This window comes from Halosimplex amylolyticum, assembly GCF_051414035.1.
Lineage (GTDB): Archaea > Halobacteriota > Halobacteria > Halobacteriales > Haloarculaceae > Halosimplex > Halosimplex amylolyticum.
In genome coordinates, this window is record NZ_JBLKNW010000007.1 from 163,693 (window position 1) to 188,919 (window position 25,227).

Sequence of the window (25,227 nt, forward strand, 5' to 3'; positions counted from 1 at the left end):
GAACGAGAGGCGATTCTGGACGTGGTGCACAACCTGGCAGCGGTGATGGGGATTACGTGGTCCTGACGGGCACGGCCGGTCTCTCGGTTCCGATAGTTGACTTCTCGACGACGAGGCCTTCGAGGGCGAGGACGTCGAGTCCCATCCCGAAGAAGTCCTTCAGCGCTTCCGTCGGCGTCGTGACGATGGGCTCGGCGTGGTCGTTGAACGATGTGTTGAGGAGGACCGGAACGCCGGTGATGTCGGCGAACTTCGAGATGAGGCGGTGGTACCGCGGGTTCTGTCGCTGGTCGACAGTCTGCGGGCGTGTCGTGTCGTCGGCCGGGTGCAGAACGGCCTGGATCTCGTCGCGCCTGGCCGGGTCCACGTCGAACGCCGAGATCATAAACGGGGCTGCTTCGCCGTCGACGAGGTACTCGTCTGCTGCCGCTTCCAGCATCGAGGGGGCGAACGGCCGCCACTCCTCGCGGTGTTTGACGAACCGGTTCACGCGGTCACGGGACTCGACGGTCCGCGGATCGGCGAGGATGCTCCGGTTCCCGAGCGCCCGGGGACCGAGTTCGAGGCGGCCGTCGAACCACCCGACCAGGTCGCCGTCAGCCAGACGTTCGGCGACGACACGCTCGGTGTCCTCGGGCTCGCTGTACGGGATCTTGTTCCGCTTCAGGAGGTCTCGAATCTCGTCGGCGTCGTACTCCGGGCCGTAGTACACAGTTTCGAGTCGCGGTACTTCCGCGGGGGACCGCTCGAGCAGGCCCGCACCGACGGCGAGGCCGGCGTCGTGCGCTACTGGCTGAACGAAGACGTCCTCGACGGCGTCTGACTCGCGGAGTCGCTTGTTCAGTTTGCAGTTGAGGGCGACGCCGCCGGCGAGCGAGAGGTTGTCGCTGCCCACCGTCTCGGTGTGCTCCTCGACGATACCGAGCACCGTCTCCTCGAGGAGTTTCTGTGCAGTGTACGCCAGGTCCTTCTCCCACTGGGAGAACTCCCCCGACGTCTCGGTCCGATCGCGGTCGAACGCCGCCTCCAGGCGGCGGACGCCGTGTCCTGTCCCCCAGCGACGGGTGAGTTCCGTGACGTCGTAGTCGACGCCCGTGTCGATCAGCGACCGGAGCGTTCGCTCGATAGACGGGTTCTCGTTCCCGTAGGGTGCGAGCCCCATCACCTTCCCCTCGCCGTTGAACATCCGGTAGCCGAGGTACTCGGTGACGATGGCGAAAAAGAGGCCGAGGCTGTTGGGGTGCGTATAGGTGCGGACGCGTTCGAGGCCCTCCGCGTCGCCGCACCACACCACCGTCGAGTCGTACTCTCCCTTGGCGTCGACGGTGAGCACGAGCGACCGTTCGAAGCCGGACGGATGGAAGGCGCTCGCGGCGTGACAGGCGTGATGAGACCGCGTCTCGACCGGTGGGACGGAATCGCCGAGCGCGGCCAGCCTGGACTCGACCTCACGCGTCGGGAAGAACCGGCTCTTCACCTGGGTCTTCACGAGGGACTCGGCGGACGTGAGCGTCCGGACTGCGCCGTCCACGCGGAGCATGTCCCGCACGTAGTGCGGAATCAGTTTCGACCGGAGAGACGGGTCGTAGGGCAGAAGCACCCGGTCGACCTCCGACAGGGCGAGGTCGCGGTAGTCGAGACACGACTGGATCGCCCGCTCCGGGAACGTATCGACCGCATGTTTCCGGCGTGTGAGCCGTTCCTCCTCGATCCCGTAGACGAGGCGTCCGTCTTCGAAGAGGACGGCGCTCGGGTCGTGCTGTCCGTACAGACCGATCGCCGGCTTGAACGCGAGCGTGTACCCGGACATGCTCAGTGTTCGTTGTCGGGAGCGTTCGCGGTGTGGACGTACACCCAGACGATGTCGCCGTCCTGCAGCGTGTACGAGGTGGGATCGACGGGCGTGGTACGCTGGCGGGCGATGATCTGCGTCGCGTCGGCGGTCTCGCGGTAGGTCCCCGCGAGGGCGTCGCCGGACTCGTACCTGACCACGTGGCCCCCGTCACTGCGGTCGTACGAGAGGTTCGGAACGGTCGCGAGCGCGTGCTCCAGTGTCACCGGATCGCCCGCGCTGTACCAGGTGTAGGGCTCGCCGTCGTCCCGGCACTCGAACCGGTCCGAACCGGCTTGCCGTGCGGCCGATCCGAACTCGAGCCGGCGGTTGTTCACGTCGACGACGAGTTTGCCGCTGCGCTCGTCGGTGCCGGACTCGGTGCCCTCCTCGGTCTGGACGGTGACCCAGAAGTTGTCGTCGTGGCGGACCTCGTACGTCGTCGGATCGATCCGCTCTGTCCCACGGTGGATCGCGACGTCCGTCCCGGCCCGGGAGGCGTCGTACGTCGTCCCCTCGTAGGTGACGCGGTGCGCGCCGTCGCGTCGTTCGTAGCCGATATCCGGTAACAGATTCAGGGCCCGCTGAAACGTGACGATCCGCTTCTCGTTACTCCACTCGTTCGGGCCGTGTGCCCCGTCGTGGAAGTGAAAGTACACCGTCTCCGGGTGCTCGTCTTCGATGGTGTCCAGGTAGTATTTCGGCTGGTCGAAGTCGACGAGTTCGCCGTCGATCTCGAAGAAGAGCCGTCCGTGCCAGTGGTTCTGCTTGTAACCGGGCCCGGCCTCGGTTGCTGTCGGAGCGGGAGTTTCGGTGTCGGTCGCGGCCCTGGTCTCGGTCGCCGTCTTGGTCTCGGTCCTGGTCATCGTCTCGGTCTCCGAGGGCGTGACGGCGCCCTCGGTCTCCGTGGCCGTCGAGTCGCTCTCTGTCGGTGACGAGCCGGTCGACTCGGTGCCCCTCTCGGTGAGGCCGGAACACCCGGCCAGTCCAACGAGAGACCCGGTGCCGAGCAGTACCCGCCGCCGGGTCACTCGCCGGTCCGTCATCGGTTCACCCTCGCGTCGAGTGCGTTCGGTCTCCCCTCCCGTGTAGCGCGTGACTCGGCTGACCCACCATCCGGGTGTACGTTCCCCACGGGGACGGAGCGGCCCGGCCGCTCAGTCGATCCACGTTCGTCGCTCCATCGGCTGGTCCGCGTCACAGCAATCGTACGAATGTCGCGTCGGGCAGTCACTGTGTCCGGACAGAGGCGACTGTTCAGAATAAATACGCCAGCGCGTTCGCACTGGCTGCAAACGCTCGGATCGTCCGTGCCCGGGCCAGTGGTCGGACGCGCGATCGACACCTGCCAGGCGGTTCGTCCGACGGGCCGACCGGTTTAGCCGGCGGGTAAGTATATCTTCGGCAGTCCTACTCTCTCCCGTGGCCGAAGCAGAGCGACCGGACGATCGGATCATCGACATGCTCAGTGACGACATCGGCAAGCACATCCTCATGGCGACCGACCAGCAGGCGATGTCGGCTCAGCGGCTGGAAGGCCACTGTGACGCATCGCTCGCGACGATCTACCGACGTATCGAAGACCTACTCGACGTCGGACTCCTCCGTGAACGAGTCGAGATCCAGGCCGACGGCAACCACTACAGGCGGTTCGAGTCGAACCTCGACCGACTCGCTGTCACCCTCGAAGACGGGAACCTCGATATCGACGTCGAAAGACGCAACGACGCACCAGACCGCTTCCGCGCTATCTGGGACGCGATGCAATCGGGGTGGAAGTAGTGTTCGTCGGACTCCTTCTCGCGAAAGCTGCCATCGTCTCGCTCGGTCTGTTCGTCGCGTTTCAGGGCTATCGAGCGGCGAAGCGAGAGCGGAGCCAGCGACTGCTCGTGGTGGCCGGCGGGTTCACGTTCCTGAGCGTCGGCTCGGTCATCGAGGGGATCTGTTACAACGTGTTCCAGCTATCGACGCTACATTCGGGCGTGATCCAGACGTGTTTCGCCGGACTGGGGATGACGTTCATCGCCCTCTCCCTGTTCGTCCCGGGAGTAACCGCCGAGGCGCCCGACGGCATTCGGCGGCAGGCCGACTAGCATCGTCGCCGGACTGATCGGCGACGTTCCGGAGCGTCCCGACTCGGATACCGTCGTGCATCGGGACGCTCACGACTCGGACGTCGTCTTCGTTCGAGGGATGTTCGTACCGGAGTTTCACGTGGCTCCCCGTGCGGTCGACGACGTGAAATCGATTCTCCGCCAGCGCCGCGACGCCCTCTCGCCCGGAGAAATCAGTTCGCGCTCGTCGTCACTGCACGGAATCGGGCAGTTCGCCGTTCTCGACGCGAGCGGCCGACACCTCGTCGGGGTCGATACCCAGATCTCGCGAGGCCTCGCGTTCCGCTTCCGGAGTGTCGATGGACTCACCGGTCTCTCCGTGATGGAGCGCGACCGCTTCGTCAATACCTGCAAGCGTGTTCCCGCGTCTCACCTTGGGTAGTCACGCCAGTCTCTACGCGGGTGATGACCCAACCATCGCCCTCGCGCCACATACGGATCTCGTCTTCGTGGTCGAGATCGCCGTCGCGCGTGGAACTAGCCATCTGAGTGACGGTAACGCCCACTGCCGAATACGCGTTCGAGGACCCGGGTTCGTTCCGACTGAATACCTCGATACCGGTTCCGAAGACGGTCAGGGACCGATCCATTCAGCGGATTCGAACGCTCCTGCCCCGCGGGTTCATTCCCTCGCTTCGTTCGATCATCTCTCCGCGAGGTCTCACTCACTGGGCTCGCGAGACCCCCGCAAGTCCATCACAGTCGTTCGCTCCGTCGGAGTACACGGATAGTCGACAGCGCGTGCACTGGTGCCAGTGCGTTCTCTCGCCGAGGGGTCGGACAGGTACCGTCGCCAGTTGAGCGGCCACAGCCGATCGAGCGGGGAGTAGGTGCCTCCAGCAGAGCTAGAACGAGTCGTGAGGTCGGGGCCAGGGCGGCCCCGGAACCAGCCTCAGTGACGGTGACAATGGAATGTCTGGGGTGGCAAACCGACCACGAGTCAGGTCAGGGATCGCTGGGAATTGTACCCGGTGGTAGGTGCTTCACCTCCACCGGAGCATAGTGTGTGAAGAGTTAACAACCACTAGATTTAGGAAGATCCTCAAACCCTCCGAACGAGGGATTTCACGCCCCAAACGGAGTGACTCCGACCAGGTGGCCGCTCAGACGGATTTGTTCCAGAGGGAAGTCGGCCCGTGAACGCCGGTCGTCGCATTTCGTACGGATCGTGACTGCCCAAGGTGGGGAGGGATTGCTCCTCACTCCTCACGCTTTCGGCGAAAACGATTCGCCGAACCACGAGGTAGATCACGGCGGGGTCGCAAAGGTGACCAGGACACTCCGCGACCCGGGAAAAATTCATCCAGCTCTGGAGGTCTCTGCACATCGGGGAGATTTGCTGCTGTGACCGGTTTTTCGAGGTATAAACTATCCCACGGCAGTTCTACCTCACGTTGAAAGCTTGTTCTTTCTTAGAGAATGCTAGAAAGTCCATCTTGATTACCAGATTATCCGAAACGACGGTCCCCCTTTATCGTAGTACCCAGGTAGTTGCCAGTTGGAATCATGGATATCAAGCAGCTATTCAAAGACGACGACGCGGTGTCGCCGGTCATCGGCGTCATCCTGATGGTCGCGATCACGGTCATCCTCGCGGCCGTCATCGCATCGTTCGTGCTCGGTATGGGCCAGCAGAACGACCCGACGCCGACGGCGACGATCGGGATGGACTACGAGCAAACCGGCTCTGGCGGTGGTGTAGAATACGGCATTCTGACGCTCTCGCACGAGAGTGGTGAGACGATTGATGCGGCAAACCTTTACATTCGCGGGAGCGGATTCAGCACCTCTCCAAGTGGCACGTATATCACCGACGGCTCGTGGACTCAAGGTGGTACGTTCTTCGGCCCTAACAGCGAGGTTAAGTCCGGGCAGTCGGTCGATGTTGGTGTCGAAAGCACGTACGATGTCAAAGTTGTCTGGGAATCGCCTGAGGGCGACACCTCGTCCACGCTGAACGAGCAGACCGGCCCCGACGCCTAATCGGCTTCGGACCTTCGGCTTTTACCGACACTGACCTTCATCAGTGTCCTTCCCCCTTCGCTGCCGCGCGACGTCACTCACTGCCAGTTACTACGTCTCCCGGATAGCGGACAGCTCGCGGACGAAGACTTCGAGCGCGACGACGCGAAGTCCGCGCGTCCACCGTCAGAATGGACACATTCATTATATAAACTGCCGTCCCTTTCCCCGACCGCAGCAGGGAAGGCGGTTTCTCCTCGTCATCGACGATATTATAAAAACTATGAAATGAGCAGATCGACGACCGAACGTCCCGACAATGATTGGCACGCGAACGGTATCTCCAGGCGAAACCCCCCATGGCTTCCGATGGAAATTCGGTCGCTGTCGGGCGGTTTCTCGAAATTCCGAAATACTTTCACTCTGGTCCGACTAGCCTTAATAGGGACTCGCCGCATGAAACAGAACGCACGGTTACACAGCCAGGAACCCCTGTAGCGACGCGAATGCTCGGAATTCGGACACCTGTATCGCGCGACAAATTCCCGCAACCAAAGGGTTATTTGGGACCCATACAAACAGAACTTCCGTCACAAATGATAGGTATGAGGCCACAGCGGACACGCTCTCGATCCGGTGCCGATATCGTCACCCGGAGGGGTGCGACGCATGAGTAACGCCGATCTCGGGGTCGGCGACATCGACCTGCCGATCAAGCGCACCGAGGGGGCGACGCTGGAGGAGCGCCTGACCGGCAACGCGTATCACAACATTCTGCCCGCGCGCTATCTGCGCAAGGACGCCGACGGGGAACTCATCGAGGACCAGGAGGATCTCTTCGTCCGCGTCGCGAAGAACATCGCGCTCGCCGAAGCCGTCTACGAGGCCGAGAATCAGGGCGTCGAGGTCACCGTCACGCCCGACCAGCTCAAGCCCGACCACCCGCGCCGGGACGAGCTCGCCGCGGAAGTCTTCGGCACGGGGACCTCGGTCGACGACGACGCCGAGACGACGCTCACCCAGCACAACGTCAACAAGTTCGCCTACGACACGGTCGTCCCGGAGCTCCCCGACGCGGTCCGGACCCACGTCGAGGAGACGGCCGAGGAGTTCCAGACGCTGATGGAGGATCTCTCCTTTATGCCGAACTCGCCGACGCTGATGAACGCCGGCGACGAACTCCAGCAGCTCTCGGCCTGTTTCGTCGACTCGCCCGACGACGACATCGACGACATCCACCAGACCGCCAAGGAGGCCGCACAGGTCTTCCAGTCCGGCGGCGGCATGGGCTACGCCTTCTGGCGGCTCCGACCGTACGGGGACGCGGTCGGCTCCACCGGGGGCATCGCCTCGGGCCCCATCACGTTCATGCGCACGTTCGACCAGATGTGCGAGACCATCGCCCAGGGGGGCGCCCGCCGCGGCGCGCAGATGGGCGTCATGCGGGTCTCACACCCCGACGTCATCCAGTTCATCCACGCCAAGAACAAGGACGTCTCGCTGGCCCACACCCTGCGCCTGAACGACCCCGACGACTTCACGCACAACTCCTTCGCGGACGCGCTGGAGGAGGCCCGCGAACTCATCGACGACGACGGCAAGGTCCCGAAGCACCTGCGCAACGCCGTCGAGGGTCACCTCTCGAACTTCAACATCTCCGTCGGCATCACCGACGACTTCATGGAGGCCGTCAAGGCCGACGAGGAGTTCACCTTCACCAACCCGCGCACGGGCGAACCGCACGTCGCCACCGCGGAGACGAAAGAGCTCTACGACATGTTCGACCTCGGCGACTACGTCGAGGTCGGCGAGGTGCTCTCCGTCCCGGCGACGGAGGTCTGGGAGCGCATCATCGACGGCGCCCACGAGAACGGCGAACCGGGCGTTATCTACCTCGAACGGGTGAACAAGGAGCACTCTTTCGATATCGAGGAGCATCCCGACCACCAGATCCTCGCGACGAACCCCTGCGGCGAGCAGCCCCTCGAGGAGTACGAGGCCTGTAACCTCGGGCACATCAACCTCTCGACGCTCGCGGCCCGCGACGCGCCCGACTGGCGCGTCTGGTCCGAGGAACACGCTGACGAGTACGACTCCCTGGACGAGGCCGTCGACGCCTTCCTCGAGGAGGCCATCGACTTCGACTCGTTCGATTACCGCATCGAGATGGGGACCCGGTTCCTCGAGAACGTCGTCACGATGTCGGACTTCCCGGTCCCGAAGATCGAGCAGAAAGTCCGGGAGATGCGCAAGATCGGTCTCGGTGTCATGGGCCTGGCGCAGCTGTACATCCAGCTCGGCATGAAGTACGGCGACGACGTCTCCAACGAGGTCGCCCGCCAGCTCATGCGCCACATCAACCACCAGTCCAAGTGGGCGAGCCACGAACTCGCCGAGGATCGGGGCGCCTTCGCCGAGTGGGACAACTCGAAGTTCGCCGAGCCCATCGAGTACCGCGAGTGGTTCGAGAAGCAGACCGGCCTCGACGCCGACGAGTGGGCCGACGGCTTCGCCATCCGCAACCACAACACGACGACCATCGCCCCGACCGGCACCACCTCGATGGTCGGCAACACCACCGGCGGCTGCGAGCCCATCTACAACGTCGCCTACTACAAGAACGTCTCCGACGACGTGCAGGGCGACGAGATGCTCGTCGAGTTCGACGACTACTTCCTCCGCGTGCTGGAGGAGAACGACCTCGACATCGACGCCGTCAAAGAGGAGGCCCAGGAGCAGATGGCCAACAACGAGTTCGACGGCGTCGACGGCCTCTCGACGGTCCCCGACGCGGTCGGCGAACTGTTCGTCACCACGGGCGACCTCTCGGCGAAGGCCCACGCGGGCATCCAGGTCGCCTGCCAGGAGGGCGTCGACTCGGCCATCTCGAAGACGGTCAACGCGCCCAACGACTCGACGACCGAGGACGCCCGCGAGGTCTTCGAGTACATCTACGACCACGGCGGCAAGGGCGTCACCTACTACCGCGACGGCACCCGCAGCAAGCAGGTGCTCACCACGCGCGCCCAGAACACCGAGTTCGCCGACATGGACGCCGAGGAAGTCGTCGCCCAGATCGAGGAGGTCTTCGGCGGCCTCGACGCTTTCCTCGAGGAGGACGCCGTGCAGGCGGCCGTCGAGGCCGAGACAGAGCAACTGCTCGGCGCCGCCGACGGCGACCGCCCGGACTACGCCCAGAAGCGCACGCGCCCGGACGTGCTCCACGGCGTCACCCAGCGCATCGACACCGGCTACGGGAAGCTCTACGTCAACATCAACGAGGACCCCGAGGCCGAGCGCCCCTTCGAGCTGTTCGCCAACATCGGCAACTCCGGCGGCTTCACCGCCTCGTTCACCGAGGCGCTGGCCAAGACCATCTCGACGGCGCTGCGCGCCGGTGTGGACCCGCGAGAGATCGCCGACGAGCTCCAGGGCATCCGCTCGCCGAAGGTCGCCTGGGACAAGGGCGAGCAGATCCAGTCCATCCCGGACGCCATCGGCACGGCCCTGCGCCGCTACCTCGATGACGAGATCGACAAGGGCTACCCCCAGCAGAAGACCCTGGAGGAGACCGCCAGCGAATCCGAACAGCGCAGCAACCCGAACCAGGACGTCTCCGCCGCCGAACCGGAGACCGACGGCGGGGCCTCCGTCTCCATGGACGCCAAACCCGGCAGCGACGCCGACGAGCCCGGTCCCGACGCCGGGGAGTCGTCCGAGGACGCCCAGCAGGAACTGATCGACGCCGGCGAGAGCCCGGAGTGCCCGGAGTGTAGCTCGCTCTCGCTGTACTACTCCGAAGGCTGCAAGACGTGCGAGTCCTGCGGCTGGTCGGAGTGCTGACGTAGATGACCGAGGGCCCCGCGTCGCCGCTGACGCGCGGGCTCCGCTGGCTCCGGACCGTCCCGACGACTATCTCTCTCTGTCTGCTCTTCTCCCTCGTCTTCGCCGCCGAGTGGTACGTCTGGACCCGCCTGGGTCGCGCCGCGTTCGTCGAGTTCTTCGTCGCCACCCGCGAGCCCTCGCTCGGGTGGCTGCTCGCGCCGCTCGCGCACCTCCCGACCGATTTCCGTCACCTCGCGTCGAGCGTCGTCCAGTTGCTCCTGTTCGGCGGCATCGTCGAGCGACGACTCGGCCGCCGGCAGTTCCTCGGCCTGGTCGTCGTCTCGGGTATCGCGACGACGGCCGCGCAGGTGGCATCGTACGCGGTGATCGGCGTCGGCGGCCGACCCGTCGGCACGCTGGGCGCCAGCGGCATCGTCCTCGCGATGACCGCGCTCGTCGTCGTGGACAGCGTGCGGTACCGACTCGCGACCGGCGAGTGGCACGGCGACGCGACCTGGGTGTGGGTCCTGCTGGGCGGGTTCGTCGTCGGGCAGGCCGTCTTCGGCCTCGTGAACCTGGCGTACGGGACGGCTCGGGTGGGTGTGGTAGGGCACCTGACCGGCGTCGTCATCGGCCTCGCGTTCGGACTGGTGCGTCCGACCCGCTCCGTGCTGTATTCCCGCGGTGAGGCTCGCTAGGAGTCGTCTCGGTCACGGTCAGGGGCTCGCTGTGAAGGGCCTCGACTCACGTGGTCGAACGCCGAGAAACCACGGCTGAAGAATCTGAACCGATCGCGCTACTGCATCGTCACGTACGTCAGGAAGAGGAGGGCGAGGAACTGCAGGGCGCGGAGGACGACGACGGCCTGCTGGGCGACGGGGTCGCTGGCGTAGAGCATCTGCATGCTGAAGAAGTAGTAGATAGCGACGAGGTTCTCCAGCAGCATCACCCCGGCGAACGCGAGCAGGCCAAGGATCAGGTTCGTGCCGAACGTGCGGTAGTTGCGCAGCCAGACGGCGCCCAGGGCCAGCAGTAAGAGGGCGTTCAGCCCTGCGAGGGCGGTCGCGACGGTCAGCCAGGTGTGCATCGCCATGTGTATTACTCCATTTTGTCGGTGATCGTCTCGAACTCCTCGCGGTGGCGGTCGAACCGGTCCGTGAGGAAGTACATCGCGCCGTAGTCGTCGCCGCCGCGCTCTACCACGTCGTGTTCCAGCAGGACGTCGAGGTGGTGTCGCACCGTGTTGTAGTCCACGTCGAGCGCGTCGGCGAGCTTGTTCGCGTTGCGCGGCCGGTCGTCGAGCAACCGGATGATGCGCGCGCGGTTCTCCCCGCCGCGCGTCCCGGCGAGCAGATACCACAGTGCCTTCTCCATCGACGCTCGTCCGTTCTTGTCTCGACCCTGATATTTATGCGTGCTGGTTCCGGGGAGCGCCGACGAGTCGGGCGTCACTGCACGCGACTCGGGTCGATGGTCTCGCTCACCCAGCCCGACGGGCCGCTCGGGAAGGCGTTGCGCTCCTCGCGAGGCTGGCGTTCGCCCGTGCCGTCAGTGGCTCGCACGACGACCTCGTGGCTCCCGCTGGGCGGGTCGTAGGCGTACTTCCACTGGCGCCACGCGTCGTTGGCGTACTCGGGCGGGTTCTCGACGGCGCCGGTTGCGCCCGGCAGGCGTTCGGTGAGGTCCGCGTCCACCCAGGTTTCGCCGCCGTCGACGGAAACTTCGACGCGTTCGACGTCGCGCGTGCCCGCGTACGCGTGTCCGCCGACCAGGATCTGGTCGTCTTCGGTCCGGGTGGTCGCGTGGAGTTTGGCGACGGTGTTGACGGGGCCGGTGCCGTGCCATCCCTTCTGCTCCCAGTAGCCGTCCTGCTCGCGGTCGAGGAACTCGATCTCGGTGATCCACTTGACGTTGATCTCCCCCCAGTGGCCGGGGATGAGCGCGCGGACAGGCGCGCCGTGGCCGCGCGGGATCGGCCCGCCGTTCATCCCGAGCGCGAGCATCCCGGTTTCCAGCGCCTCCACGGGGAACTCCTCGTAGTAGTCGTCCGCCGCGCGCACCATGACGCAGTCGCACTCGGAGTCCGGGTCAGCGGCCGCTACCAGCGGCGCGATGGGGACGCCGCTCCAGAGGGCGTTGTCCATCTTGTGGCCGTTGAGCGGCTCGCCGACGCACCGGAGCGTGACGAAGCGGTGTTCGAACCCCCGCTCGCGCAGATCCGCGTAGGAGTACGACAGTTCTTCCCCGACTTCGCCGGTGACCGACAGCGACCACTCGGCCGCGTCCGGCGTCGGGGAGACCGAACTGTACGAGACGTTGAAGAACTCCTCGCTGACGAGCGGGTCCATCCCGCCGAAGTCGTACGTGCGCTCGTCCGCGGCAGCGAGCTGGTCGTCCACGTCGAACGTCGGCACGTCGACGTTGCCGTAGATAGCGGGGTCGCCAGTCGGCACGCCCTCCCTGCCTTCGCCGCCCCCTCCGAGGTTTCCGCCGTCACCGCCGGCGCTCGCCGCCGAATCGCTCCGGCGTCCGAGCGAGTAGCCGACGGCGCTCGCCGCGGCGGCCGTGCCGAGCGCCGTGACGACCCGGCGCCGTCCGTCGGGGTCGCGCCGCCCGACGAAGCGCTCGCCCGACCGCGAGAGGTCCGTCAGCCAGACGACGACGCCCGCACCGACGGCCGCACCAAGCGACAGCCCCGGTCGGAGCGTCAGCGCCGCCGTCGCCGCCCAGACGGCCGCAGGACCGCCGACGACGGGCACGAGCCGTTCGTCGAGTCGTCGCCCGATACCGATCGTCAGTCCGACCAGCAGCGCGTACAGCCCGGCCACGAGGGTCCCTGCGAGCGCGACGTTGAGTTTCTGGCCCAGGTCGCCGAGCACCGTGATCGCGAACGTGATCAGCGCGCCGGGCATGACCTGTGAGAGCGTGCTCTCGACCGGTGCGAGGACGAACCCGGGTGCGAAGCCGGCCGCGCCGAACGACCCGAGCAGGCCCGCGACGCCCGCCGCGAACGCGACCGCGACGGTCCCAGGTCCGGGCGGGTACCGGTCGGACAGCGGCGTGTACTCTGACATGGATCGGAGTGGGCGGTCCCCGCCAATAGGCGTTGTTCGAAAACCCGTCGAACTCCGTCTAGAATTCGTTCGGTTTGACGGCCTGCCAGCCGGCCGACCGGTCCCGGACGGATGCGACGCCGGTCCCGTCGGGGAGAACAAGACTCAAGCGCTTCTCGTCCGAGGTGCCGGTATGAGCGACGCCGGCGGTCGTCCGTGCCCCCGCTGCGAGCGACCGATGACCCATCGCCACTGCAAGTACGTCTGCCCCGAACACGGCGTCGTCTACGACTGTTCGGACACCTTCTACTGAACGGCGCGACGAACTGTCGCGCGGAACCTACCCGTCGATACCGACGCCGTACTCCTCCCGGAGGAACCGATAGATCGGCCGCGCGAGCAACAGCGCCGACAGTGTCGTCGCCGCCGCGAACAGCGCGACGCTGTGGCGCAGGCCGTGGACAGACAGCGTGTGCATCGACGCGCCCGCGATCACCTCGGCGGCGATCCACGGCGACTCACCGACGAGCGTCCCCAGCAGGTACGCCCGCAGCGACACGTCCGACAGGCCTGCGCCCGTGGAGACGACGTCGGCCGGCAGCGGCGCGAGGCGTGCCGCGACGACGCCGCGGAACTCGCCGGTCGCCTCCACGAATCGGTCGCTCGTCCGGGTCGTGAGCCCCACGATCCCGTCCTCCGTTCGGGCGTACCGGGCGAGCAGGAACGGCGCCGTGTTCGAGAGGAGCGTCCCCGCGATGGCGACCGGGACGCCGTAGGTCGCGCCGAGGACGTACCCGACGGTCAGCGAGAGCGCGCTGACCGGCCACAGGAGGAACGGGCGCGCGAGATACAGGACGGCCAGGACGGCGAGGAATCGCCACGGGTGCGCCGACAGGCCGGCTATCGAATCCAGGACTGCGCCCGGCGAGAAGACCAGCGCGGCGGCCGCGAGCGCGGCGCCGGCCGCTCCGAGGCTCCCGAACTGGCGACGCGTCGCCCGACTGACTGCCATCGATACCGATCGCTACCATATCCGTACAAGTCTTGTGGTCCGCCCGCCGGCCGGGCGACGCGGAAACGCTTACTTTACGGGCGGACGACCACCGAGCGTGGACGACCGCGTCGAACTCGGCCTGGAACTGCTCGCCCACCTCGAACACGCGGAGCTGTCGCTCCCGGACGCCGTCGACCGCATCGAGACGGTCACGAGCGATCCCGCCGTCACCCGCGAGATCCTCGAAACCGCGGATCGACGGGGGATCATCGAACGCGACGGCGACACCGTCGTCCCCACCTCCGGCGACTACCTCAGCTTCGAGGGCGACGTGGTCAGCAGGGACGGAGAGTTCACCTGCCAGCGCTGCGGCGCTGGCATCACCACCGGCTACTTCATCGAGTTCGACGCCGGCGAGCACGGCCCGTTCGGCTCGTCGTGCATCAGAAAGGTCACGGGCCGAGAGAGCGACTGAGCGGGGAGAGCGCTACTCCGACTGCTGGTTCTGCTGGACGAGCTGTTTGAGCGCGCGATGTTGCCGTTTGAGCAGTTCGTTCTGCCGGTCGACCGCGTCGGTCAGCTCCTCCACGCGCTCGGCGAGCGCCTCGTACTCCTCGCGACTGACGGGCGTGCCCGACGCGCTGTCGACCGACTGGTCCGCGGTCGACGACGGGGCCGACGCCGACGAACGGTCCACCTCCGTCTCGGTCGACCGATCGGGACCGTCGACGGTCGGTGCCGAGTCCGCCGCCGTCGGACCGGATTCTGCGGGCGAACCTCCCCCGCCACCCCGAGCTTCCGCCGATCCCGTCGTCGCGTTCTGAGCGGTCTGCTGGGGCTGTTCCTGGGAGGTCCCACGCCCCTGTCGGCCGTCCGGCGACGACGCGGTCGCGTCTGCTGTGGCCGCCCCGGAAGACTGCGGCCCGGCGGATTCGGAACCGGACGACTGGGGTTGTTCAGGATTGGACGACTGGTGCTGACCAGGGTCGGACGACTGGGGTTGTTCAGGTACGTCTGCCCCGGGGGTCTGGTCGTTGCCCGGTTGCGAACCGGCCACCGCCCCGCCGGACGCGTTCGCCGGTGAACCGGTTCCCGAACCGGACTGACCGGAGGGCGCTTCTGTCGGCTGGTCCGGTGCCGGCTGCGACTGGTTCGACGACTCGACGGCCTGGGTCGACCGTCCGGCGTCGGCTGGCTGCTCGGTGAACGCGTCTTCGTCGGGCCCGTCGGTCGCTTCGAGCGGTTCCGCCAGTTCGTCGTCCTCGTCGCTGACGAGCGGGTCGAAGTCGTCGCCGAACGCGAACCCGTCGTCGTCCGCCTCCTCGACCGCGGCCTCCCCCGCGTCGTCGGCGCCGACGACGCGGTTGAGCTCCTCGATCGATCCCACGTCGTAGTACCCGAACAGCGCCTCTTCGAGCGTCTGGCGGACGACCGGCGCTTTGTCGTTAGGGACCTTGACCCGCTGGGGCCGGCCGTCGACGGCGAGGGCGATGCTCGTCGCGACGCTCGCGCGTTCGAACTCCAGGCCGGTCACGTCCTCGTAGGGGTAGACCTCGAAGTCCTCGGTCCACACCTGGTTCCCGATGTGTTTGATCAGTCGGCCTTCGGTGATGATGAGCGTTAACTCGCTGAACCGGTAGACGCCCGCGACCGACTCGCGGGGTTCGATAACGCCGTCGAGTCGGAGCACGCCTTCGAGGAAGAGGGTGAGCACCTTGTCGCCGCGGTTGGCCGGGACCGTGAACGAGTCGGTGCCGTCGATGTACTGCATCGTGAACTTCGTCTTCCGGCGACCCTCCGAGACGGCGAGTTGCTCGATGTCGTGGGAGTACTCCTCGACCTGTTCGTCGCTCAGCAGTCCTTCGCCGCGGTAGACGAGCGTCCGCGTCGGCGTGAGACAGACGGCGTCCTCGTCTCCGAGCGAGACGCCCGCCTGGATCTCCTCGTCGCCGAGTGCCCCCTTGACGAGGTCCGGGATGTCCATGGCAGAGGTGTACCCGTCCGTGTGTATAAAACCGAGGGTGGGGCTACCATCCTTTCGGCGACCATCTTTTTCCCGGCGGGGTGTCCTCGCGGCGCTTCGCGCCGCTGCGGGCACCCCACCGGCAAAAACATGGGTGAAAAAGGCCGGACGCGGCGGTCGCTTCGCTCCCTTGCGTCCGGTGAACCGGCGCCTTCGGCGCCGGATGCTCAGTACAGGGAAACCACCTTCCGGTAGATTTCGTTCTGACACATACTTGGCCAGGATACCATTCGCCTCACTGAATATCTCGAGGCTTACTAGCAATACGCGACCGGCTAACTATATGTGGTTGTCTCAATATTTCTCCATGAAATTCAACTATAGCGGATGGGGAAACGTGAGCTATGAGTTCTTCTAATACAACCAAAGGGGGATTGGAAGACATCGATGTTAACGCGAAGCTGAAGCTAGCAGCATTGTGGACATCATTTATGTTTTTATATGTATATGTAGATATTATTGGGTTTTACAAGCCAGGGACTATTGAGGATATACTACTAGGAAAAGTATTCACGTTCGAAATTACGCCAACATGGGCGTTGGTTGCACTAGTATTTGTGACGCTTCCGGGTTTGATGATTTTCCTGTCTCTGGCATTGCCGGCAAGAGTGAATCGCTGGACGAATATCGTGGTGGCAATACTCTATATTCCGTTTACTTTATTCAATTTAGCGGGTGAATCTTGGCCACATATGTATTTTGGTGCTGCTGTAGAAGTTGTTCTTCTTGCACTAGTTCTCTGGTATGCCTGGAAATGGCCAAGGACTACGGGCAATGTTTGAAAACTGGATATACTGCTAAAACCCTATGGGATTGTTCAAACTGAAAGAAGCAGCATAGAGACGATGATGAAACGGCGTCGCGCCGTCGTTCTCGCCCCAAGTCACACCTGCTTGGTCTGATGTTCATCGCCGGTGCTGCTTTCATTCCTGTATGCTGAAGAAGGCTCGCTCAGAAATTCACCCTCGTTTTATGACCGAATCCCACGCTGTATCACGTACGACTTTCGGAATCCCCCTTTAAAACGGATAACTTTCAGTGGTCGATACGCACGCTCTACTGAACGTCGTCACCTCGGGACGCCCGAACCGATCACTGAAACGACGAGACGGCGGCCGGATCGCGGCGAACGTCCGCCGGAGATGAGAAGGTTAAAGGCCGATACCACAGTACGAGCAAGTGCGCCCGGGTGGCTTAGCTGGACATAGCGCCGCACTCATAGGGTTTCCTTGCGCGGCAGCCGGCATGCCCCCACGAGGCCCGTCAGCCTCGGACCTGGGACATGCGGAGATCGAGGGTTCGGAGCCCTCCCCGGGCATTTTCGCGTCGCTACGAACTTCGTGTGAGCGGCAGTGCCGAGAATCGTCGGTCGAGGTCGGAGAACCCGCAGGGGAGCGGAGCCGAATCCAGTGAGTCTCCCCGTGGTTCGAAGCCCCCCGGGCATACCGCTGAAACTATCAGTGCCCAGCGGAGCGTGGTCGAGCCGCCGCTGTGCGGACCATGGTACGTCGACACCGAAACGCGTCCTTCGTCAGGCGTCGCCGGGGAACTCGTGGAACAGCGTCTCGAAGTCCTCGGCGTCGCTGAACTCGGTGACGGACTGGTCGGCCTCTTTGCGGAGGGTTTCGACCTCGGCTTCGAGCCGCTCGTACTCCTCGTTGCCCTGGAGTTCGACGTGGTCCTTCTCGGCCTCGAGCGTCGCCTTCTTCGACGCCAGCGAGAAGAACTCCTGCATGCGCTCGTCGTAGTTCTCCCGGGTCAACATCCGGTCGACGGCCTCGTGGAGGTCCTCGAGCATTACCGGTTTGGTGAGATAATCGTCGAACGGCATGTCGACGATGTCGAAGTCCGGGTCGACCGCCGTCACCATCACGACTCGGCAGTCGAAGTCGCGCTCGCGGAGGACCTCGAGTACTTCGTCGCCGTTCATCTCCGGCATCTGGCGGTCGAGGAAGACCACGTCGACGGCGTCGTCGGCTTCGTCGAGCGCCTCCCCGGCGCCGTAGGCGGTCCGGACATCGTGCTCCTCCCCTAACCAGGTGGAGTAGAGGTCTGCGATGTCCCGTTCGTCGTCGACGACGAGAACGGTTACGTCCTCGGAGTTGCTCTTCGGCGAGATCATCATAGGTCCCGTAATTGGAGATACGGATTATCGAGTATCGAACAAACCAACGCATAAAACCACCCCATCGATTATCATCGGTGAAAATAGAGGGCAGTTCCGTCGCCGTCGGCAGGACGGAACGGTCTGCGAGAGCGGCTCTCCGTCCACCGACGGGACTAAATCGGCGTGCGTCCTGGATCCGATCGATGGACGGGGAGTCGGCCGACCCGACGCGGATCCGGACACTGGCGGTGACAGTCGACGACGTGGTCGCAGCCCTCGAAGCGCGGATCCAGCGCGACAGCGCGGCCGTGTTGCGCGTGACACCGCCGTTCAGTGGCCGGATGCGGGCGCGTTTGCACGTCGGCCGCGCCGACTACGACGAGAACCCGGCGCCGCTCCACCTGTCGCCGGAGGCGCTTCTTGCGGAGTCGGCACCGGCGTATCCGCGCCCGGCCGACACCGAGGACCGACTCCGCGCGGATCCCGATACCGAGTACACCGTCGACCGCCACCACGAGCGACACCGGGAGGCCGTGGCAGCGTGGCGGGAACGAGTCCGGGACCACCTCCGCGAGACCGCGACGGTCGACACTCCCGACGGCCCACACGAAGTGAGGATTTCGGTCCTCGGATAAGTATTCGGTTCCGAAACTGGACGTTTGTAAACTCTCGATCCCGGGCCGGCAATCCGATCCAGAAACGGGTTTGGAAGGAGGTATGAAACTTCTCGGCAGTTCTGCGGCAGTGATGAAAGAAAAAACGGGCGGGTAAAACGGCGTCTAGGGACGCATCGAACGCGTGAAACGTTGTGAAATCAGTGGAAGACTCGGACGGTTATAAGGTATCACCGTGTCACTGTGAGAGTACGAGGTTCCCCGTATGTCAAGTCGAACGTCAGATCTCGCCCCCTCGCTCGAGCGCCTCGACGTCACCTTGCCGGACGTCGGCGAGAGCGTCGTCGCACCGATCACCGGCTTCGCGTTCTGGGCAGCCGTCGCACTCCCTTTCCTCCACCTCCCGCTGTTGCTGGCGACCGGGCTGTCTACGGAACCGTACACCAACGCGTTCGTCGCCCTGCTGGTCGCGAACGTCCTCGCGCTCCTCGTCGGTCACACCCACTATCGCGACTGATGGCGCCGCTGCGGTCGTCCGTCTCGACGGACTCGTGACGCACGACTCGATCGCGCCGTCCACGACGGTTCCGCCCTCCACTCCGTTCACGCCGGTCGAGGTCAGTTCTCCTCTCGAATCGCCGCGCGGAGTCGCGGGATCTCCCGGCGGAGCGCCTGGCGTTTGATCAGCAGGAAGCCCGCGAAGATACAGCAAAAGCCCAGCGCCGTCCACGCGTCGACGACCTCCTCGAGGAACAGGAACCCCGTGAGGGCGGCGAACAGCGGCGCGACGTAGGAGACGAGGTTTATCTCCACCGGACCGAGCCGTTCGAGCAGGTCGAAGTAGATGAGAAAGCCGGCCGCGCTCGCGCCCAGCGAGAGGTACGCGAGCGACCACAGCGCAGTCCCCGACCAGGTGACCGCCGACAGCGACTCGCCGAGACCGACGCTGACGACGTGCATCAGTCCGGCGCCGCCGAGCATCGACCACGCTTCCATCGTCTCGATCTCGAGGCCGGCGTCGACGTACGTCGTCACGACGCTGCCCAGGGCGAACGACAGCGCCGCGGCGAAGACGAGCAACTGCGGCAGGACCTCCGCGGTCAAGAGGGCGTCCGGATCGGGCTGGGCGACCGCGACGACGCCGACGACGCCGAGCAGGATGCCCGCGACGCCGACCGCCGAGAGCCGCTCGTCGGGGAGCAGCCCGCGGGCGAAGACGGTCGTCAACACCGGGGAGAGGCTGACGATGACCGCGGCGGCGGCGCTGGTCGTCCCCTGTTCGCCGACGAACAGGAAGGCGTGGTAGGCGGCGATCATGAGCGACGCGCCGACGGTGACCGTCACCAGCTCGTCGCGGCCCCGCGGGTACCAGCAGTCGGCCCTGATCGCGGCGTACCCGAGCATCACGACGCCGGCGACGTCGTAGCGGAGCGCCGCGAAGAGGACGGGCGGGAACGCGGACAGCCCCGCCTTGATCGCCATGAAGGCCGACCCCCAGAGCGCGGAGAGCACGAGGAACAGCCCGAGATTCCGGTAGGTGGACACGGACGGTGATTCGCCCGAGCCGGCCTGAACCTTTCGGGTCGCCCGTCCGCTCTCGGGCCCGGAGACGCGCGTTCCATCGGGGTGCGTGTTCACCCGAGACGGGCCTTTGGCCGGGACGTTCCTTCCACCGAGCCACACCGCTACCGGGTCACTCCGCCAACTGGCCACACCGCTACCGGGTCACTCCGCCACCGAGTAACACCGGCGCCAGACCGCGCCGCCACCGGGTAACACCGGCGCCAGACCGCGCCGCCACCGGGTAACACCGCCACCAGACCGCGTCGTCGACGGTCGGTGGCGCGGTCGGTCCGGCTGCCGTCCCTGTATCGGTCGGTCTCCGTGGGACCGATCCCCGAATTGCCCGTACGTTTAAATCATCCTATCTCCAAGGGGAAGTATGGCCGCATACGGCCGGCCGACCCTGCGAGACCTGTTCGACGAGGCACCGACGCCGCACATCGCCCACCCGCCGCGGACACACCATCGCGACTTCTACCTCGCCACCGACGGTTCGTATCGAGAGAGCGGTGGCGCTGCGCCGGGCGACGACGCCCGCGAGTTCACGGGCGGACTGGGCGTCGTCATCGAGACCCGCGACGGCGAACGCGTCGCGCGGCTGTCGGTCCCCAACCGCGCCCCGGACAACAACGTCGCCGAGTATCGGGCGCTGCACCTCGGGCTCGACGTCCTCGCCGCTCGCTCCCCCGCGGACGCGAGCGTCGGCGTCCTCATCGACCACGACGCCCTCGCGGAGAACCTCAACGCCGCGGTCCTCACGGACCGGAGCCCAGGGTTCGAACCGACGCACTCCGTGTCCCACCCACCCGCCATCGGACTCCACTGGCGGGGCATCCGCTCGCGACTCCGGGACTTCGCCGAGATCCGCGCCGCTCGCATCGGCAGCGGCTACAACCCCGCCCACCCGCTCGCGAACGCCCCCGACGAGTACGCGCACGTCAATAGCGAACCCGACCGCTGTGTCCTCCCCGAGTCGCCGTCGACCGGTGACGACCGCTATCCGCCGCCCTCGCGTGCCGACCGCGGGAGCGCGTCGGACTGACGGGAGCGTCCCGGCCGGCGGTCCCGTCACTTTATGCGAACCTGCCCGATAGGTCGACTATGGAACGGAGCGACGCTTCAGCGTCGCCGCTGGCGGCGGCGCCGGGAACGACCGGGCCGGCGAGCGAGGCCTTCGAACTACTGAGCAACGAGACGCGGCTGGCGATCCTCGTCGCGCTCTGGGACGCCTACGACCCCTTCGACGGCGAGAACGCCGTCCGGTTCTCCGACCTCCGCGAGGCGGTCGGAATGACTGATAGCGGGCAGTTCAACTACCACCTCGAGAAGCTGACCGGCCACTTCGTCGAGTCGACCGACGACGGGTACGAACTCCGCGAGCCCGGTCGCAAGTTCGTCCGCGCCGTCGTCGCCGGCGCCGGCATCGAGGAACCGACCCTGGAGCCCACCGAAATCGAAATGGAATGCAGTCTCTGCGGGGGCGCCGTCGAAGTCGGCTACGAGGACGGGTGGGTGTACAACGCCTGTACCGACTGCGACGGGCTCTTCGCCGGCGAGGACACGCCCCGCGGCCTCCTCAGCAAGTTCAAACTCGACCCCGCGGGGTTCACCGGTCGGTCCCCGGAGGAGATCTACGCGACAGCCTGGGTCCGAGCGTTCCAGCGACTCTACACGATGATCGAGGGCGTCTGCCCGTCCTGTTCCGGCCCGGTCGAGCGTTCGCTCGCTCGGTGCGAGGCTCACGACGACGATGGCGTCTGCGACGAGTGCGGCCGGGGGGCGGCGGTCACGGCGCAGTTCGAGTGCCCCGTCTGCAAGGACTGGGCGGTGACGACGCTGGGCGGCGTCGCGAAGTACCACCCCGCGGCCGTCGCCTTCCACTACGAGCGCGGCCTCTCGCTGCAGTACGGGTTCAACGACCTCGCGTCGATCAACGAACGGCTCGAAACCGGCCGCACCGACTGGGAGGTCCTGTCCGACGACCCCCTCCGCGTCCTGGTCACGCTCGAACTCGACGGCGACGAGTTGCGACTCGAACTGGCGGAGGACCTGTCGGTCGTCGACGTGAGTGGCCCGCGGTGAGTGCCGGGACGCCGCCCCGGTCGACGGTGCCACTCCGACTCCTCAGTCGTCTTCGTCGTCCGGCAACTGGTCGACCGCTCGCTCCCAGCTGTGTCTCGCCAGCCCGCCCGCCCCAGCGAACCGGCCGAGGTACTGCTCGCGCGGGATCGGTCCCCACCAGTCACCGCTCGCCCGGCGGAGCACTCGTATCCACGTGACCGTCAGCGCGACCCAGACGACGGCGAACACCGCCGGCCAGAGCGCTCCGTCGCGGTACGGGACGGTGACACCGAGTGCGGTGAGCGCTCTCCAGACGAAAAACGACAGAACGAACAGTGTCCCGAACGCGTAGCACCCGGTCAGCACGTACCGGATGACGCGCATCGGCCAGCCCGAAACGTCGACGGTCCTGTCCATCGCTCCCTGTTCGCCGCACCGGACGTGTCACACGTATGCCTTGTGTATCTGTCTTCGGCAGATCGTTCACTCCGTTCGCTGGGGAACCGCTCGCTGCTCACGGGCGCGAAGTGCCGTTCGCACGGTCAGCGGGGCCGTCGGTCCCGCTCGACTCGAAAAAGATGCGGCAAAACGTTACCCTCACACCGGAAGAGCGGGCTCTTCCGAGCTGCTCGAAAATCGGAGATTTTCGGCATCGGGCGAGAGCAAAGCTCTCGCTGACCTCGCGAATCTCCGATTCGCTCAGTGACGAGACGGCTGCGCCGTCTCGAACCACCTCGTTCGCTCCTCTCACGAGGACTCCGTTCGGGCGGTGAACCGGCGCCGGAGGCGCCGGTCGGTTACTCCTCGTCTTCGGCCTTCTGGGCGTCGACGACCGCGACGCCGCCCAGATTGACGATGTCTTTCACTTCGTCGCCCCGCTGGAGGACGTGGACGGGCTTGTCCATGCCGACGAGCATCGGGCCGATGGCCTCCGCGCCGCCGAGGCGCTGGAGGAGCTTGTAGCCGATGTTCCCCGCTTCGAGGTTCGGGAACACGAGGACGTTCGCCGGGTCTTCCAGGTCGGCGAAGTCGTAGGTGCCGTTGAGGATCTCCTCGACGACGGCAGTGTCGGCCTGCATCTCCCCGTCGACCGGGAAGTCGACCTCGGGGTCGCCGTGCAGGTCGTCGACAGCCTGCCGGAGCTTCCGCGTGCCCTCGTTCTCGACGCTGCCGAAGTTCGAGTAGGAGAGCAGCGCGGCCCGCGGTTCGACGTTGAAGTCACGGGCGAGCTTCGCGGTGTGTTTCGTGACCTCCGAGAGGACCTTCTCGTCGGGGTCCAGGTTGACAGTCGTGTCCGCGCAGAAGATGACGCTGTTCTTGAACGTCAGCATGTAGACGCCCGCCGCGTAGTCGGCGTCTGGCGCGGTGCCGATGACCTCGAGCGGCGGACGCAGCGCCGAGGGGTAGTGGTGGGTGAGCCCCGTCAGCATCGCGTCGGCGTCGTCCTGTTCGACCATCACGCTCGCGAGGTAGTTGGTGTCGTTCTCGATGAGTTCGGAGGCCTCGCTGCGGGTGATGCCCTTGCGCTGGCGAAGCTCGTGGAGGCGCTCGGCGTACTCCTCGTAGTCGCCGTTCTCGGGGTCGACGACCTCCGGCTCGAAGTCGAGCCCCAGGTCCGCCGTCTTCTCGGTGATCTCCTGTCGGTCGCCGATGAGGACCGGGTCAGCGATGCCCTGTTCCTGGAGCTGGAAGGCCGCGCGGATCATCTTCTCGTCGGTCCCCTCGGCCAGCGCGAGGCGCTTGGGGTCGCTCTTGGCCTTGTTGAGGACGACCCGCATCATCTCGCGGGACTTGCCGAGTCGGGCTTCGAGCCGCTCGACGTAGTCGTCGAGGTCGAGTTCGGTCCGGGCGGCGCCCGACTCCATGGCGGCCCTGGCGACGGCGGGCGCGACCTCGAAGAGGACGCGCGGGTCGACGGGCTTGGGGATGATGTACTCGGGACCGAACTGCAGCGGCTGGTCGCCGTAGGCCTTGACGACCTCGTCGGGGACGTCCTTCCGGGCGAGTTCGGCGAGCGCCTCCGCCGCGGCGGTCTTCATGTCCTCGTTGATGTCCGTCGCGCGCACGTCGAGCGCGCCGCGGAAGATGAAGGGGAACCCGAGGACGTTGTTGACCTGGTTCGGGTAGTCCGAGCGGCCGGTGCCCATGATGACGGTGTCGTCGCGGGCGTCTTTGGCGTCCTCGTAGGATATCTCCGGGTCGGGGTTGGCCATCCCGAAGATGATCGGGTTCTCGTTCATCGACCGGACCATCTCCTGGTCGACGATGCCGCCGACGGAGAGGCCGACGAACACGTCGGCGTCGTCCATCGCGTCGGCGAGGTCGCCCTCGGGCACGTCGCGGGCGAACTCCTGCTTGTACTCGTTGACGTCGCCGGCCTCGGCGCGCTCCTGGGTGATGATCCCCGAGGAGTCACACAGCAGGATGTTCTCTTTCTTCGCGCCGAGCGAGACGTAGAACCGGGCGGTCGCGATAGCGCTAGCGCCGGCGCCGGAGAAGACGATCCGCATGTCTTCGAGCGTCTTGCCCGCTATCTCGGCGGCGTTGATGAGCGCGGCGCCGGAGATGATGGCCGTCCCGTGCTGGTCGTCGTGGAAGACGGGGATGTCCATCCGCTCGCGGAGCTGCTCCTCCATCGTGAAACACTCCGGCGCGCTGATGTCCTCCAGATTGATCCCGCCGAACGTCGGCTCCATCGCCGCGACGGCGTCGATGAACGCCTGCGTGTCGTGCTCGTCGAGTTCGATGTCGAACACGTCGATGTCGGCGAAGCGCTTGAAGAGGACGCCCTTGCCCTCCATCACGGGCTTGGAGGCCTGGGCGCCGATGTCGCCGAGGCCGAGCACGGCCGACCCGTTCGAGATGACCCCGACCATGTTCCCCTTCGCCGTGTACTCGTAGGCGTCGCCGGGGTTCTCGTCGATCTCCAGGCACGGCGCCGCGACGCCAGGTGAGTAGGCGAGCTGGAGGTCCCGCTGGGTGTTCGTCGGTTTCGTCGTCGCGATCTCGATCTTGCCGGGCGGTTCTGTCCGGTGATACTCCAGTGCGTCCTCGTCGAGTCCCATACGATATCCCCGGAC

23 protein-coding genes, 1 tRNA gene and 2 pseudogenes are annotated in these 25,227 nt (G+C 65.8%); 13 read left to right on the plus strand and 13 right to left on the minus strand.

What is annotated here, in order from left to right:
* Window positions 1-52: 52 nt before the first annotated feature.
* Together ACMGFE_RS21950 and ACMGFE_RS21955 are read right to left on the minus strand one after the other, a co-directional pair.
* Window positions 53-1,810, minus strand: coding sequence for a carbamoyltransferase family protein (locus ACMGFE_RS21950; protein ID WP_436927427.1), 1,758 nt, complete (start codon window positions 1,808-1,810; stop codon window positions 53-55).
* Between the two features lie 2 nt (window positions 1,811-1,812).
* Window positions 1,813-2,877 (minus strand): hypothetical protein, encoded by a 1,065-nt coding sequence (locus ACMGFE_RS21955; RefSeq protein ID WP_436927428.1) that lies wholly within the window; start codon window positions 2,875-2,877, stop codon window positions 1,813-1,815.
* Between the two features lie 376 nt (window positions 2,878-3,253).
* On the opposite strand from ACMGFE_RS21955, the gene ACMGFE_RS21960 reads away from it, so the two are divergent.
* Window positions 3,254-3,613, plus strand: a complete 360-nt coding sequence (locus ACMGFE_RS21960) for a hypothetical protein (protein ID WP_436927429.1) — start codon at window positions 3,254-3,256, stop codon at window positions 3,611-3,613.
* Complete coding sequence (locus ACMGFE_RS21965) at window positions 3,613-3,924, plus strand: DUF7521 family protein (RefSeq protein ID WP_436927430.1); 312 nt, start codon at window positions 3,613-3,615, stop codon at window positions 3,922-3,924. The genes ACMGFE_RS21960 and ACMGFE_RS21965 overlap by 1 nt, the downstream gene beginning before the upstream one ends.
* Here the strand turns inward: ACMGFE_RS21965 and ACMGFE_RS21970 are convergent.
* Together ACMGFE_RS21970 and ACMGFE_RS21975 are read right to left on the minus strand one after the other, a co-directional pair.
* Window positions 3,851-4,129: pseudogene (locus ACMGFE_RS21970) on the minus strand (type II toxin-antitoxin system HicA family toxin); the annotation flags it as partial. The gene ACMGFE_RS21965 and the pseudogene ACMGFE_RS21970 overlap by 74 nt on opposite strands.
* Window positions 4,130-4,135: 6 nt before the next feature.
* Window positions 4,136-4,430 (minus strand): annotated as a pseudogene (locus tag ACMGFE_RS21975) (type II toxin-antitoxin system HicB family antitoxin).
* Window positions 4,431-5,451: 1,021 nt separating this feature from the next.
* Between ACMGFE_RS21975 and ACMGFE_RS21980 the strand changes: the two are divergent.
* The 3 genes from ACMGFE_RS21980 to ACMGFE_RS21990 all read left to right on the plus strand — a co-directional run bounded on the left by ACMGFE_RS21980 (window position 5,452) and on the right by ACMGFE_RS21990 (window position 10,430).
* Window positions 5,452-5,928, plus strand: a complete 477-nt coding sequence (locus ACMGFE_RS21980) for a type IV pilin domain-containing protein (protein WP_436927431.1) — start codon at window positions 5,452-5,454, stop codon at window positions 5,926-5,928.
* Between the two features lie 648 nt (window positions 5,929-6,576).
* A complete protein-coding gene (locus ACMGFE_RS21985) occupies window positions 6,577-9,750 on the plus strand; it encodes an adenosylcobalamin-dependent ribonucleoside-diphosphate reductase (RefSeq protein ID WP_436927432.1) in 3,174 nt (1,057 codons plus the stop codon).
* A 5-nt stretch (window positions 9,751-9,755) separates the two neighbouring features.
* The gene (locus ACMGFE_RS21990) at window positions 9,756-10,430 is read left to right on the plus strand and encodes a rhomboid family intramembrane serine protease (RefSeq protein ID WP_436927433.1); all 675 of its coding nucleotides are present in this window, start codon (window positions 9,756-9,758) and stop codon (window positions 10,428-10,430) included.
* Between the two features lie 98 nt (window positions 10,431-10,528).
* Here ACMGFE_RS21990 and ACMGFE_RS21995 read toward each other — a convergent pair whose 3' ends face one another.
* From ACMGFE_RS21995 to ACMGFE_RS22005, 3 genes are all read right to left on the minus strand, one after another.
* On the minus strand, window positions 10,529-10,825 hold the full coding sequence (locus tag ACMGFE_RS21995) for a DUF8036 family membrane protein (RefSeq protein WP_274325149.1): 297 nt from the start codon (window positions 10,823-10,825) through the stop codon (window positions 10,529-10,531).
* 5 nt (window positions 10,826-10,830) lie between these two features.
* Entirely contained in the window at window positions 10,831-11,106 is a 276-nt protein-coding gene (locus ACMGFE_RS22000; protein WP_436927434.1) for a winged helix-turn-helix domain-containing protein, read from the minus strand.
* Window positions 11,107-11,180: 74 nt separating this feature from the next.
* Complete coding sequence (locus tag ACMGFE_RS22005; protein ID WP_436927435.1) at window positions 11,181-12,806, minus strand: molybdopterin-dependent oxidoreductase; 1,626 nt, start codon at window positions 12,804-12,806, stop codon at window positions 11,181-11,183.
* Window positions 12,807-12,978: 172 nt separating this feature from the next.
* Here ACMGFE_RS22005 and ACMGFE_RS22010 point away from each other — a divergent pair, with 172 nt between their 5' ends.
* A complete protein-coding gene (locus ACMGFE_RS22010; RefSeq protein WP_436927436.1) occupies window positions 12,979-13,098 on the plus strand; it encodes an HVO_2523 family zinc finger protein in 120 nt (39 codons plus the stop codon).
* 27 nt (window positions 13,099-13,125) lie between these two features.
* On the opposite strand, the gene ACMGFE_RS22015 is transcribed toward ACMGFE_RS22010, so the two are convergent.
* Window positions 13,126-13,797 (minus strand): TVP38/TMEM64 family protein, encoded by a 672-nt coding sequence (locus ACMGFE_RS22015; RefSeq protein WP_436927437.1) that lies wholly within the window; start codon window positions 13,795-13,797, stop codon window positions 13,126-13,128.
* A gap of 97 nt (window positions 13,798-13,894) precedes the next feature.
* Between ACMGFE_RS22015 and ACMGFE_RS22020 the strand changes: the two genes are divergently transcribed.
* The gene (locus ACMGFE_RS22020) at window positions 13,895-14,254 is read left to right on the plus strand and encodes a DUF5830 family protein (RefSeq protein ID WP_436927438.1); all 360 of its coding nucleotides are present in this window, start codon (window positions 13,895-13,897) and stop codon (window positions 14,252-14,254) included.
* A 12-nt stretch (window positions 14,255-14,266) separates the two neighbouring features.
* Here the strand turns inward: ACMGFE_RS22020 and ACMGFE_RS22025 are convergent, their stop codons facing one another.
* Window positions 14,267-15,763 carry a DUF7115 domain-containing protein gene (locus ACMGFE_RS22025; RefSeq protein ID WP_436927439.1) on the minus strand — a complete coding sequence of 499 codons (1,497 nt, stop codon included), beginning with the start codon at window positions 15,761-15,763 and terminating at the stop codon, window positions 14,267-14,269.
* 383 nt (window positions 15,764-16,146) lie between these two features.
* Here ACMGFE_RS22025 and ACMGFE_RS22030 point away from each other — a divergent pair, with 383 nt between their 5' ends.
* Both ACMGFE_RS22030 and ACMGFE_RS22035 read left to right on the plus strand, forming a co-directional pair.
* Window positions 16,147-16,584, plus strand: a complete 438-nt coding sequence (locus ACMGFE_RS22030) for a DUF6326 family protein (RefSeq protein WP_436927440.1) — start codon at window positions 16,147-16,149, stop codon at window positions 16,582-16,584.
* A gap of 401 nt (window positions 16,585-16,985) precedes the next feature.
* A tRNA-Met gene (locus tag ACMGFE_RS22035) sits at window positions 16,986-17,120 on the plus strand.
* Between the two features lie 213 nt (window positions 17,121-17,333).
* Here ACMGFE_RS22035 and ACMGFE_RS22040 read toward each other — a convergent pair.
* Window positions 17,334-17,927 carry a response regulator transcription factor gene (locus ACMGFE_RS22040; RefSeq protein WP_436927441.1) on the minus strand — a complete coding sequence of 198 codons (594 nt, stop codon included), beginning with the start codon at window positions 17,925-17,927 and terminating at the stop codon, window positions 17,334-17,336.
* A gap of 185 nt (window positions 17,928-18,112) precedes the next feature.
* Here ACMGFE_RS22040 and ACMGFE_RS22045 point away from each other — a divergent pair, with 185 nt between their 5' ends.
* Window positions 18,113-18,544 (plus strand): DUF8009 family protein, encoded by a 432-nt coding sequence (locus ACMGFE_RS22045; protein WP_436927442.1) that lies wholly within the window; start codon window positions 18,113-18,115, stop codon window positions 18,542-18,544.
* A 244-nt stretch (window positions 18,545-18,788) separates the two neighbouring features.
* Entirely contained in the window at window positions 18,789-19,040 is a 252-nt protein-coding gene (locus ACMGFE_RS22050; RefSeq protein WP_436927443.1) for a DUF8028 family protein, read from the plus strand.
* 101 nt (window positions 19,041-19,141) lie between these two features.
* Here ACMGFE_RS22050 and ACMGFE_RS22055 read toward each other — a convergent pair whose 3' ends face one another.
* Window positions 19,142-20,068: a DMT family transporter gene (locus ACMGFE_RS22055; protein WP_436927444.1), complete on the minus strand. Its 927-nt coding sequence runs from the start codon at window positions 20,066-20,068 to the stop codon at window positions 19,142-19,144.
* Between the two features lie 397 nt (window positions 20,069-20,465).
* Here ACMGFE_RS22055 and ACMGFE_RS22060 point away from each other — a divergent pair, with 397 nt between their 5' ends.
* Together ACMGFE_RS22060 and ACMGFE_RS22065 are read left to right on the plus strand one after the other, a co-directional pair.
* Window positions 20,466-21,128 carry a ribonuclease H family protein gene (locus ACMGFE_RS22060; RefSeq protein ID WP_436927445.1) on the plus strand — a complete coding sequence of 221 codons (663 nt, stop codon included), beginning with the start codon at window positions 20,466-20,468 and terminating at the stop codon, window positions 21,126-21,128.
* A 59-nt stretch (window positions 21,129-21,187) separates the two neighbouring features.
* A complete protein-coding gene (locus ACMGFE_RS22065) occupies window positions 21,188-22,168 on the plus strand; it encodes a DUF7351 domain-containing protein (protein ID WP_436927446.1) in 981 nt (326 codons plus the stop codon).
* A 42-nt stretch (window positions 22,169-22,210) separates the two neighbouring features.
* Here the strand turns inward: ACMGFE_RS22065 and ACMGFE_RS22070 are convergent, their stop codons facing one another.
* Together ACMGFE_RS22070 and ACMGFE_RS22075 are read right to left on the minus strand one after the other, a co-directional pair.
* Window positions 22,211-22,564, minus strand: coding sequence for a DUF8000 family membrane protein (locus ACMGFE_RS22070; protein WP_436927447.1), 354 nt, complete (start codon window positions 22,562-22,564; stop codon window positions 22,211-22,213).
* A 380-nt stretch (window positions 22,565-22,944) separates the two neighbouring features.
* The gene (locus ACMGFE_RS22075) at window positions 22,945-25,212 is read right to left on the minus strand and encodes an NADP-dependent malic enzyme (RefSeq protein WP_436927448.1); all 2,268 of its coding nucleotides are present in this window, start codon (window positions 25,210-25,212) and stop codon (window positions 22,945-22,947) included.
* Window positions 25,213-25,227: the final 15 nt, after the last annotated feature.